This window comes from Aurantiacibacter flavus, from assembly GCF_039710615.1.
Lineage (GTDB): Bacteria > Pseudomonadota > Alphaproteobacteria > Sphingomonadales > Sphingomonadaceae > Alteraurantiacibacter > Alteraurantiacibacter flavus.
In genome coordinates this window covers 290,267-301,725 of sequence record NZ_JBDLBR010000002.1, presented here as the reverse complement: position 1 = coordinate 301,725, position 11,459 = coordinate 290,267, and the positions used below count along the sequence as shown (strand labels likewise).

7 protein-coding genes are annotated in these 11,459 nt (G+C 59.0%); 3 read left to right on the top strand and 4 right to left on the bottom strand.

What is annotated here, in order from left to right:
* Nucleotides 1–37 precede the first annotated feature (37 nt).
* Entirely contained in the window at nucleotides 38–577 is a 540-nt protein-coding gene (locus ABDJ38_RS06080; RefSeq protein ID WP_346784188.1) for a MarR family winged helix-turn-helix transcriptional regulator, read from the top strand.
* Nucleotides 578–662: 85 nt separating this feature from the next.
* Here ABDJ38_RS06080 and ABDJ38_RS06075 read toward each other — a convergent pair whose 3' ends face one another.
* Complete coding sequence (locus tag ABDJ38_RS06075; RefSeq protein WP_346784187.1) at nucleotides 663–1,349, bottom strand: helix-turn-helix transcriptional regulator; 687 nt, start codon at nucleotides 1,347–1,349, stop codon at nucleotides 663–665.
* A gap of 167 nt (nucleotides 1,350–1,516) precedes the next feature.
* On the opposite strand from ABDJ38_RS06075, the gene ABDJ38_RS06070 reads away from it, so the two are divergent.
* Together ABDJ38_RS06070 and ABDJ38_RS06065 are read left to right on the top strand one after the other, a co-directional pair.
* Nucleotides 1,517–3,217, top strand: a complete 1,701-nt coding sequence (locus tag ABDJ38_RS06070) for an amidohydrolase (RefSeq protein WP_346784186.1) — start codon at nucleotides 1,517–1,519, stop codon at nucleotides 3,215–3,217.
* A gap of 89 nt (nucleotides 3,218–3,306) precedes the next feature.
* Nucleotides 3,307–4,968 (top strand): amidohydrolase, encoded by a 1,662-nt coding sequence (locus ABDJ38_RS06065; protein WP_346784185.1) that lies wholly within the window; start codon nucleotides 3,307–3,309, stop codon nucleotides 4,966–4,968.
* Between the two features lie 251 nt (nucleotides 4,969–5,219).
* Here the strand turns inward: ABDJ38_RS06065 and ABDJ38_RS06060 are convergent, their stop codons facing one another.
* From ABDJ38_RS06060 to ABDJ38_RS06050, 3 genes are all read right to left on the bottom strand, one after another.
* Nucleotides 5,220–7,718 (bottom strand): TonB-dependent receptor, encoded by a 2,499-nt coding sequence (locus ABDJ38_RS06060; protein WP_346784184.1) that lies wholly within the window; start codon nucleotides 7,716–7,718, stop codon nucleotides 5,220–5,222.
* A 245-nt stretch (nucleotides 7,719–7,963) separates the two neighbouring features.
* On the bottom strand, nucleotides 7,964–9,658 hold the full coding sequence (locus ABDJ38_RS06055) for a carboxylesterase/lipase family protein (RefSeq protein ID WP_346784183.1): 1,695 nt from the start codon (nucleotides 9,656–9,658) through the stop codon (nucleotides 7,964–7,966).
* A gap of 66 nt (nucleotides 9,659–9,724) precedes the next feature.
* On the bottom strand, nucleotides 9,725–11,458 hold the full coding sequence (locus ABDJ38_RS06050; RefSeq protein ID WP_346784182.1) for an amidohydrolase: 1,734 nt from the start codon (nucleotides 11,456–11,458) through the stop codon (nucleotides 9,725–9,727).
* Between the last annotated feature and the right edge of the window lies 1 nt (nucleotide 11,459).

The following is an 11,459-nucleotide window of genomic DNA, read 5'->3' as shown; positions in this document are numbered from 1 at the left end:
TTGCCAAGCCTTGAGATTGGTCTAATGGAAGGCTTTTATGGTGTTTGATACGATGGAAGATCCCATTCTGATGGCTTCAGCCGATACGGAAGATCCTGCACGGATCGCGGAAGAGACGCTCTTTCTGGTGCTCGAACTTAGCAATCTGTTCACCGCCCCATACAGCGAGCATCTGGGAATACGGCACGACCTGACGCTGAACGAGCATCGGACGCTCCTGATGATAAGTGAGTTAGGCGAGGTCACCGCCGGTGAACTGGCCAACACGATTGGCGTCAGTATCATGACCATCAATAGGGCGGTTACGAAGCTGAAGAAGCAAGGCCGGATTGTTGCCAGGGAAGATGAAGCAAACCGTCGCCGACGACCGCTCAGACTAACGCAGGCCGGGATGGAGCTTGCGGAAGAGATGCGGCCCGAATCCCGCCGTGTCGCAAGCTTTGCTATGTCGGAGCTCGAACTTGACGAGGTCATGGCGCTCAGGCGCCACCTACAAAAGATGGTGGCGACCTTGCGATCCACTGACAAGAACGGCGAAAATATATTTCGTCAATTCGCACTTAAATCGCGAATGTAATAAGGAAAAGCTCGCTCGGTTCGGTGTGCGCCCTACAGCATGGTTATTCCAGAGGTGCTAACTCCATATAGCTTATAGGGTCAGCCTACTGAGTAAGTATTCGTGCCACCAGTTCCGTACGCGATGTGACCCCGGTCTTGTCAAAAATATTGAAGAAATGGGCCTTCACTGTAGCGACAGTAACGTTACAAAGGTTGGCGATTTCCCGATTGCTTGCTCCGCCGAGCAGATGTTCCACAACCTCAACTTCGCGCGTCGTGAGCTGGCTCGCGAATGAGGAAGTCCGCCATTGCATGCCTTCGGTATTGGTATTGAGGTAGGCAGCGAGAGTCAGTTGCAGAAAGGGCTTTACCTTTGCGATTAGCTCAAGCTCACTAGTGCGAAATCTACCCGACCGTTCATCGCGGATCATTCCGACACCCATGGCAATGCGTCCGTCCGATCTCCTAAAGAACATTTCTACTTCATCACAATAGCCGTAGCGATGCAGGAACCCCTCTAGGTAGCCTGCAGTATCGCGCTGACTTGAGATGTCTTCGAGGGAGACAATGTCTTTTCCGGACGGCTGATGCAGGGCCGGAAAAAAGGGATCACGTTCGCAGAAATCATGCCGGTATTCCTGCAAGTGTTCCCGCGAGAGACCATTGAGGCGATGGCCAAAGGGGCGCCCCTGCTCATCCACAAAGTAGCAGCTAGCTCCTGCGATGGGCATGAGGTTGCGGATAGCAGCAAGCAACTGATCAACGACTGTTCCTGGTATTGGCTGCACCATGGGTCCTCTATGCTTCCTGCGAAATCGGGGTTACCGGCAAACTGCGCTTCAGTGCTTTGTATATCCGGCCAAAGTCTGAGGCCGCCGCAACCTAAGTCTTTGGTCGAGTAGTCGCTCGGCAAGATGCCTGCAAACTTCCCTCCGTCTGTAGAGCAGGAGACCAGAAAATGAGAGCGCCACGATACCTTGCTGCCAGTTGCGCGATGTTGATGGCGAGCGGCGCTTCGGCGCAGTTTCACGGTCCTGGCGAAGCCGTTCCAACGCCACGTGCCGAAATGTTGGTCAGCAATGCCCGCATCTTGTCGGCGGACGGTTGGGCCGAAGCTATGGCGATTCGGGAAGGCGCCATCATTGCCATCGGGTCGCGGACGGATGTCGAACCTTTCCTGGCTCCTGACACCGAAATAATCGATGCAGCCGGGCGCCTTGTCGTTCCGGGGCTTTATGACATGCATGTCCACCCCATGGGCGCTGGTCTCAACGCCCAAAATTGCGCGATTGTCCAGGGCGGTGGCAAAGATCAAACCCTCGCTACGATCCGCGCCTGTGCGGCCTCCAAGGAAGCAGGCCAGTGGGTGGTGGGCAACGGTCATGACAATGCCTCGTTCGGAGACACCCCGCCGAACCGCCATATGCTCGACGAAATTTCGAGCGACCAGCCGATGCTCTTCTTCGATATCAGCGGCCATTCCACCTGGGCGAACTCGCGCGCGCTGGAGATTGCCGGTATCGATCGGAATACGCCCGATCCTGAAGGGGGCGTGATCGAACGCGGTCCCGATGGGGAACCCACGGGCATCCTGCGGGAAAGCGCCTCACGGCTGGTTTTCTCACAGATTCCTGGTCCGACGTTGGAGGCGAACAAAGAGGCTCTCGCCTGGGGGCTGGATCACCTGCTCGCCTACGGGATCAGCAGCTTCGACGACGCAGGCGTGTCGCGTGCGGGCGCCCTGGCCTATTCCCAGCTCGCCGACGAAGGGCGGCTTAAGCAACGCGTGCGTGGATGCATGATGGTGCGAGATTCGAGCCTCATTACCGACCGCGCGCTGTTCAAGCGCGCCCGGTTCGATCCGTCGTGCGTGAAGATCATGCTCGATGGAGTGCCCACGGACGGCCATACCGCAGCCTTGGTCGAACCGTACATGCCACATGGTCAGGCAGGCTTCGAAGGACGCGAGCGCGGCCTGCTCATGATACCCGAGAACGAACTGGCCGATCTAGTCACGGAACTCGACGCGGACGGGCTGACCGTCAAATTTCATGCTGCTGGCGATGCCGCAGTGCGCGCCGGCGTAAACGCCATAGCGGCGGCTCGCGATGCGAACGGGTTTACGCCGCATATGCATAATGTGGGTCACACGAGCCTCGCGCAAATGTCCGATATCGAACACGCGCGCGAAGTCGGCGCGACCTTCGAATTTTCGCCGTACATCTGGTTCCCTTCGCCAATCACGGTCGATATCGAGCGTGCGGTGGGTAACGAACGCATGCAGCGCTGGGTGCCGGTTGGCGATGCATTGGCAGCAGGCGCCAATTCGGTTCCGGGCTCGGACTGGCCCGTAACGCCTTCGGCCAACCCATGGCTGGCAATCGAGACGCTGGTCACCCGACAAGCGCCGGGCGGTGGCGGCCCCGTTCTGGGCGAGGCCGAGCGTATTAGCCTGAAGGATGCGTTCGACCTGTTCACCCATGATGCGGCCAGAAGCCGCGGCGAGTTAGCATTTCTTGGAACGCTGGAGACCGGAAAGCTGGCCGACTTCCTCATCCTCGACCAGAACATTTTTGAGGTTCCGATTTCCCAGGTGCACCAGACCACCGTTCTCGAAGTCTACATCGAGGGTGAGAAGGTTTTCGATTCCGGCGAATAAGTCCCTAGTATTTCTGGAGGTACTGTCCAATGATCCCGCGTAAGTTGCTTCTCGCCTGTACGGCATCCGTTCTGTCCTTGACCTTGCCGATGCCGGCACAGGCTCAGCTTGGGGGTGGTTCGATCGAAGCCCCGAGTGCCGACATGATCCTCATCAACGGCGAAATCCGAATGGACGACGCCTGGGTCGAGGCGATGGCGCTCCGGGACGGAGTCATTCTCAAAATGGGAGACGAGGCAACTGTCCGGGTTGCGGCTGCACCTGGCGCGCGTGTGATCGACCTTGCGGGTCGTACGGTCCTCCCGGGTCTCCACGACATGCATGTCCATCCGCTTAGTGGCGGCATGGCTTCGATGCAGTGTGAGGTCCATCCCGATAGCACGATCGACCAAGCCCTCGAATCCGTGAGCGGGTGCGTAGCGGAGAAGTCTCCGGGAGAATGGATTACCGGTCGTGCCTACGAACCGGCCGCGCTCGGGGTCACGCCGACCAAGGAAATGCTCGATCGTGTCGCCCCCGAAAACCCGGTGCTGCTCACTGACGTCAGCATTCACAGCTCCTGGGCCAACAGTCTGGCGCTGGAAATGGCCGGCATCGATCGCGACACGCCCGATCCCGAAGGGGGCATTATCGAGCGCGACGCGAATGGCGATCCGACCGGCGTTCTTCGGGAATCCGCCAGTCAACTGGTGGCCCGGCTGGTCCCACCGGCTACGCGTGAACAGAGTGCCCAGGCATTGGGTGCCGCTCTGGATTACATCCTTGGATTTGGCATCACTTCCATGGAAGATGCACTCGTTTCGGGCAGTGTCGCCCAGGCCTATGCCGACCTTGCGGATAGCCGTCATATGCTCCCCTATGTCCGGGGTTGTATGATTGGCGGCGATCAGGAGCTGATCGCGATGAGGCAGGTCTACGCGCGTGATCGCTTCTCGCCTTCCTGCGTCAAGCTCATCACCGATGGCGTTCCGACAGATAGCCACACCGCGGCCATGCTCGAATCCTATGCCGATACCCACGCCGGCCACAGCGAACGCAGCGATCGCGGAATGCTTTTTGTGGAAACCGAGTCGCTTGAGCAGCAAATGATACGCTATGATGCGATGGGCCTTACGGTAAAGCTCCATGCAGCGGGGGACGCTGCCGTCCGGCAGAGCCTCGACGCGATCGCGGCGGCAAGGGAAGCCAACGGCCTGACCGGCATTCTCCACGATGTCTCGCACAATAGCTTCGTGGCTCCGGAAGACCTCGTTCGCGCCGCAAAGATCGACGCGGTGCTCGAGTTCTCACCATACATCTGGTTCGATTCACCCATTGTCGATGGCATTACCAAGGCGGTGGGGCCGGAGCGCGTCGAGCGCTTCACCCCGGTTCGCGAGGCGCTCGATGCTGGCGTTTTCGCCGTGGCAGGCTCTGACTGGAACGTTGTGCCTTCGGTCAATCCCTGGCTGGCGCTCGAAACGCTTGTAACCCGCCGCCCACCCGGCGTCACCGATGGGCCCCAGGTCGGCGGCCGCGAAGCGATTACGATCGAAGAGGCATTCGACATGTTCACGATCAATGCAGCCCGGCACATGTACCGGTCCGACAAGGTCGGAACTCTGGAGCCCGGAAAGATCGCTGACCTGATCATCATCGATCGCAACATTTTCGAGGTTCCCATCGAAACGGTTCACAGCACCAAGGTCCTGGCGACAATGCTCGCAGGCGAATTCGTAATGGGCGACCCAAACCTCAACGGGGGCGAATAAGAGGCACGCTAGTCAGACTATAGGTCTGACAACACTTACCACAAAAAGGCCTGCGCTTGGTTTCCAAGCGCAGGCCTTTGTTTGTTTGTTGCCCAGTCCTGGGCGCATGCCGAAACCGGAAATACCACTCGGTCTCAGTCGTAAAAGCCGGCGCGAAAAAGGCCGAGGTGGCGAATGCCACCTCGGCCCTTCGGTCGGCTAACGTACATGGGGAACAGGGCGTCGCTCCGCCCTGCCCCCCTACACGAGGCTCAATAGCGGGCGGTTACCGTCAAACCAAAGGTTCGCGGACGCAAGGTAAAGCCGGAGACCAGGTTCGGCCCGGCTCCACTGAACGCGTCCACAGATTCGAACCTACCCAATTCAGGATTCGAATTAGTAAGGTTCTTGGCGAAGACGGAAACATCGAAATTCTCGAGAGCAATTCCCGCCCTCAGATTGACGATGTGATAGTCCCCAACGACACCGAGCGAACGATTGAACGATGCAGCGTTCTGCGGGTTCAGGTAAGTCAGATCGTCCGGATAGTCAGAAACGTATTGCCAATCCGCCCGGAAGTAGGCGTCGTTGGCACCGACCGGATACCGGAAGGCGGCACTGGAACTGATCTGCCAGCTGGGAGCCGCCACCTGATCGCCTTCGGAAATCAGGTTTGTTCCAGGCAATGTGGGATTTGGCACGTCCTCCTGAAACTCGGTGTGATTGTAACCGATGGCGCTGGACAGGGTCAGGAAGTCGGTGACCTCCAGCGCAATCTCGCTGTCGAAGCCTGTGCTGATGGCCGAGCCACCATTGACCACGAGCTGGAAGCCGCACTGCAGCAGGATGTTCTGCTGAATGTCCTGCCAGTCGATATAGTAGGCGCTGGTGCTCACACGCAGGCGACCACCGAACAGATTGTTTTTCGCACCGGCCTCATAGCTCCAGAGACTGTCGGAATCGTAAGTACCAAGGCCGTTGGCATTCAGCGAGAAGCCGCAACCCTGACCGATCTCGGGGTTACCGCCACCGGTCCGGAAGCCCTTGGCGGCACTGACATAAAAGAGATGATCCGGGTTAACCTGCCAGGAGAGACCGAACTTTGGGGTAACCGGCGTCTCTTCCTGAACGGCACTGGCGATGACAGGAACCGGCCCGACGATCGGACCATAGTTGTCGAAGCCGATTTCCACCCTGGTATCGGCAACCCGCAGGCCTGCCGTCAGCGTGACACCTTCGGCAATCTCATAGTCCGCCTGAACAAAACCGGCCAGCTGCTCTTCATCGAGAGTGGCTGCATCCAGCACATTACCAAACACCGCGCCATCGAGCGGTGCGTTGGGGCCACCGGTCACCGGTGCGCCGTAGCAGATCGGCGGGGTGAGTCCTGCCGGGCACCCGCCATCAGGGAATGAAGCATCGACCGTCGAGATGTCGTTGAACTGGCGGGCAAGCTGATCGTTCTTGGTGTAGAACAGTCCAACCACAAGATCGAGACCGCCCAGATCGCTGGCTTCGGCACGCAGTTCCTGAGTGAAGTTCTGCTGTTCGTTATACACATATGATGTGGTGGTATCGTCCAGATCGCTAAGATACGATCCGTAGTAAATTGCCCGCTCGAACGCAGTATAATCATTAACAGCAGATTGCTTGCGGTCGAAGTAGGATGTGTTCGAGACGATCGTTACCGGACCGGCATCGTATTCGATTTTCAGCGACGGCAAGATAAACTCGTCGTGGCTTGGCTGGGCCTGGTTGTTGCCCTGACGATATTCGTTCTCGTCTGGGTTTGAGAGATTGAGCCAATAGGAGCCGGAATCGTTGTTATAAATGTCCTGCCAGAACACCGAGGCGGTGATGTCCAGATTCTCGCTGGGCGCAAACCGCAAGGCGCCGCGCAAGACATCCACCTCCTGATAGTTCGAATCTTCCTCCACCACGGTGCCCGTGGTCGGCTCCGACAAGGTATCGGAGGGGGTCAGGCCGGGGAAGGTGGCCTGAAAATTGGGAAACTGAAGGTAAAAAGCCGACACATAGGGTCCGCCGCCGCCGGGCCGATCGTAGTTCACACGATCGACATAGCCCCCGTCGCGGCGATGCCACGCGCTGATACGGAACGACAGAAGGTCTTCCACAATCGGGCCGCCCACGGCGACGCCGGCCTCCCAGCTTTCTGCGCCATTTTCGGTCGTCGAGATTTCGGCCCGGCCATATGCGCTGTAATCGTAAAGCGAAGGCGTGGGCGTGATGAAACGAACCGTTCCGCCTTGCGAACCGGCACCGAACAACGTCCCCTGGGGGCCACGAAGGACTTCGACGCGCTCAAGATCGAACACCTGAGGAAACACGGAATAACTGGTGTAGCCAAGGCTACGCGATTGAATCGGCGTGTCATCGATGTAGATACCGGTGGTTGACGCCCCAGCAGTGGAACTGATGCCACGGATGGAAATCTGTGCAGCAGCTGCGTTGCGGAAGTCGGTCCGGTTTACCTGAAGGCCCGGCGCAATAAGGGCAATATCATCGATGTTGCGCACGCCCTGCTCGTCCAGTTGTTCCTCTCCGAACGCGGCAACACTGACCGGCACCCTGCTGAGGACTTCCTCCTGGCGGGTGGCGGTAACGACGATTTCGTTGCTTGGCGCAGCTCGCGCCCGGCTACCATCTGGCGCATTTTCCCCAGCTTGCGCGAATGCTCCGACGGGCATCGCTAGAACACTTAACGCAACTCCGGCAGCGAGCCGATTTCGGATACAGAAACTGTTGCTCATTGATTTCCTCATTACTTGATTTGCCGACGCCCAATCTGGTGGCTGTCTGTGAGCGGTTCGGACGCCCGCTCCAGGGCAAAGAGTAGACACGAGGGACGCACGAACTTGTCAGATGAGGACAAAGAAGTGGCCTGATCCGTTCAACCCGCAGCCTATCGACTTGCTGGCAGAAGGCAGCCACGCTTTCGGCGTCGGATATTACGATCCGCGAAGGCTCGCCGCCACGCGCCGCCGGGGTGTTGTGTTCAAGACCAGAGGCCTTGGTCGCGTTCGATCTGTCGCCAGAGCAACCTTTCCGCTTGGCCCGGATCGGAAACGACACGACAGTCGTCATCAAAGATCATCGTCGTGCGACTGTTCAGGTCATAGGGTTGCCAATTCGGCAAGGCCGCCGTTTGCGGGCTGCCGTCACGCGCAAAGGCGACCCAGGCATCACTCATTTTTTTGGCAAGGACCAGGGCATCGACTGTTCCACCGGTCATCCCGGAACAGAGCTGCGTATTGTCGAAGACGTGCGGTATCTCGTAGGTATGCGCTGCCTTCATTAGCCCGCCGAAGACCGGGCTCTCCCAGTCGAAACGGTACATGAACACGTTCGCGCCCCCCAATTGGAGCTTGCGTTCTGCCAATGTAATCGAGTCTTTCCGGTGCGAATGATCGGCCGTCATGATCAGCAGAAGGTCGCGGTTCGAGGCCTCAGGATAGCCCCGGCGATAACCCGCCAAGAGGATGTCGGCATGGTTTCCGGCGATCTTTGCCGCCTCTACGGCAAGTTGTTGGTCATCAACCACGTCGAAACGCATGTCCGCAGTGTAGGACAGGGACATTTCGTGCCGGTTGGTGCCGATCAAGATCGGAACATGATGCGAGGTCGCAGGAGCGGCAGGATCGAAAGGTGGCCCTTCCAGTCCGCCGCCAGTGACAGGTGCAAAACCATAGGTTTCATAAAAGGGCACACCTGGCTCGAGCTGGGCCCGAATGCGCTGCCCCGCCCGCACTCCGGCGCGCACGATCAGTTCGTACGGAACGTCTCGCAGACGCTCTAGCTCGCGCACCGAAAGATCAAGCTCTTCAAGCAGGAACTGCGTGCGCCTGGTCTGACTGCCGTTCGACGGGAAGCGAATGCCAGGCCCGCTCTGAATGGCTGCTCGCGAGAAGAGCCCCTCTGCTTCCTTCATCGCCAACAAAGTGGAAACTTTGCGCGCGCCTCCGGACTCTCCGAAAATCATGACCCGATCCGGATCGCCTCCGAATCCCTCAATGTTGGCTTGAATCCATTTCAACGCCAAGATGATATCGTGAAGCCCAAGGTTGCCTTCGAACGACGAATTGGCGCCAGCGAGATCCTCGAGATGTAGAAAGCCCAACGCGCCCAGGCGATGATTGACCCCCACAACGATCGCATCTCCGCGTCGGGCGATGTTCGTTCCGTCGCTGAAGGCAAGGTTTGCGCTCCCGAACTCAAAACCGCCTGGATGCAGCCAGACGAGCACGGGCAGCCCGGCACCACGCTCCAGTGTCGGGGTCCACAGGTTCAGATTGAGGCAGTCCTCGCTCATACCATCCCGGTAGGTCGGCATGGTATCCTCGACATCGCGGCGAAGATCGCTGGTGGCTCCAGCGGCGTCCAGCGTTATGAACTCCTGAGGCGCCCGATCACCCCACGTCAGGCAATCGCGCACTCCAGCCCAGGATTTTCGCGGCCGGGGCAAGCGAAAGCGGTTTTCTCCTCCAGTCGGTTCGCCATAAGGCAGTCCCCGAAACAGGTGCACCCCGCGAACGAGCCCACCCCTGACCTTCCCGGCACTTGTCTCCACAATCGCCGCAGGATCGGGATTGGGCGGCGCCGCGAAGGCTCCGGCAATTGGCAATGCTCCAAGCATCCCGGCCGTGCCGACACCCATAAGTGCGGACCTGCGGGTGATGCTATCGAATGCCATTACTGCCGTCTCCTTTCGTCACAGGTTGCCGCCCTCCCTGTGAGGGAGGGCACCAGGCTTACACCATTAACGGTTCACCCCTTCGAGCGAGGCGGGAGGCGTTTCTGAATCATAGACCAGTTCGCCTTCGACGAAGGTCCAGCGCACTTCCACCTCGTGAAGCTGGGTAATCGGCAGCGTAAACGGGTTCTGCTGCGTTACGAAAATGTCAGCGTACTTGCCGGGCTCGATCGTTCCGACCTCATCCGCATGGCCCATGATGCGCGCGCCGTTGAGTGTGAAAATCTGCAAAGCCTGCTCGAGTGACACAGCTTGCGAGGCACCCAAAGCTTCCTCGCTGCCGCCGGGCAACTGCCGGGTAACCATCGTTTCCATAGCCAGCCACGGATCGATCGAGGGAACGACCGACCAATCCGAACCGGCCCCGACGAGCCCTCCGGCGTCCAGCGCATCCGCAATCGGGATCCAGCGCTCCATTCGTTCCGGACCAATCGCCACGACGATGTCCCGCGTGATTGTGGAGGGATACCAGATGTAGGGGGAGAACTCCCAGCTCGCATTAAGCTCGGTTACTCTGGCGACGTCGGCGGGTGAAACAAAGCTGGCATGCGCAACGTCATGGAAAGGCCCGCCCAATCCATTTGTTGTCCGGGCGGCCTCAATGGCATTGATCGCATTGCGAACAGCGGCGTCACCTGCCGCATGAAACTTCACATGCAGCCCTTGCCGGTCGAAATCGATGACAGCGGGGAACAGGACATCGGGCGCAATGCTGTTCATCCCGGTTTCTTCCGAATGAGCATAGGGTTCCAGCATCGCAGCCGTATGGCTTTCCGTTGGAACACCATCGAGACCAGTCTTCACGCAATCGGGCTGGAAGCGGTCGGTAGCGTAGCGATGGCGGCTCGCAATCAAGGCCAGAGCGGCCTGGCCGCCGTCGGGCGCATTCGGGTTCCACATCATGCACCCGCGTATGCGGTTCTTCACGGCACCCGAACGGGTCGCATCTGATATAACCTGCATGCTAATGGGATCGAGCCCGGCGTCCGTATAGGAAGTGACTCCATACGACAGCATGAGGTCGGTAGCGATCCCCAGCGCTGCGGCCATTTCTGCGGTGGTTGGCGGAGGAATGACTCCCGAGACAAGCCCCATCGCGGCTTCCCGCAAAACGCCCGTCGGTTCGCCGTCCGCTCCGCGTTCGATCTTCCCGTTCACCGGATCAGGTGTATCGGCATTCACGCCGGCCGCTACCAGCGCTGCGGAATTTACCCAGGCGCTATGGTGAGATTCGTCGAACAGCAAGACCGGGTTCTTCGGTGAAACCTCATCAAGCAGCGCCTTCGTTTGCTCACCTTCGGCAAAGACATTGCCGATCCAGTTGCCGCCCTGAACCCAATGGCCTTCCTCGACCTGCGCGACACAGGCAGCCACGGCCTGCTGGATCTCTTCTGGCGGAGCGGCAGGCCTGAAACCGCAGGAGGTCTGCGCCATCCCGCCACCGATGGAATGAACATGCAGGTCATGCAAACCGGGCAGAACCGCGCCACCCTCGGCATCCAGCACCCTCACACCCGACTGAGCCTGCCGCATCACCTCATCGGTCGAACCAACCGAAACAATAATTCCGTTTTCGATCGCGACTGCCTCTTCGAACCCGCCGGGCGTCATCACGCGCCCATTGACAATCACCAGGCTCGAATTCGGATCGATCGCAAGGTCTTGTTGCGCCGCGGCAGAGCCGCTCCAGCAGACAGTGAGACACAGCGTAGCGGCGAGAGAAGAAATGTTCTTTGTCATG

Coding starts and splice junctions, on each gene's coding strand:
- ABDJ38_RS06075 (WP_346784187.1), bottom strand. CDS start 1,349: ATGGTGCAGCCAATACCAGGAACAGTCGTTGATCAGTTGCTTGCTGCT.
- ABDJ38_RS06070 (WP_346784186.1), top strand. CDS start 1,517: ATGAGAGCGCCACGATACCTTGCTGCCAGTTGCGCGATGTTGATGGCG.
- ABDJ38_RS06065 (WP_346784185.1), top strand. CDS start 3,307: ATGCCGGCACAGGCTCAGCTTGGGGGTGGTTCGATCGAAGCCCCGAGT.
- ABDJ38_RS06080 (WP_346784188.1), top strand. CDS start 38: ATGGTGTTTGATACGATGGAAGATCCCATTCTGATGGCTTCAGCCGAT.
- ABDJ38_RS06060 (WP_346784184.1), bottom strand. CDS start 7,718: ATGAGCAACAGTTTCTGTATCCGAAATCGGCTCGCTGCCGGAGTTGCG.
- ABDJ38_RS06050 (WP_346784182.1), bottom strand. CDS start 11,458: ATGACAAAGAACATTTCTTCTCTCGCCGCTACGCTGTGTCTCACTGTC.
- ABDJ38_RS06055 (WP_346784183.1), bottom strand. CDS start 9,658: ATGGCATTCGATAGCATCACCCGCAGGTCCGCACTTATGGGTGTCGGC.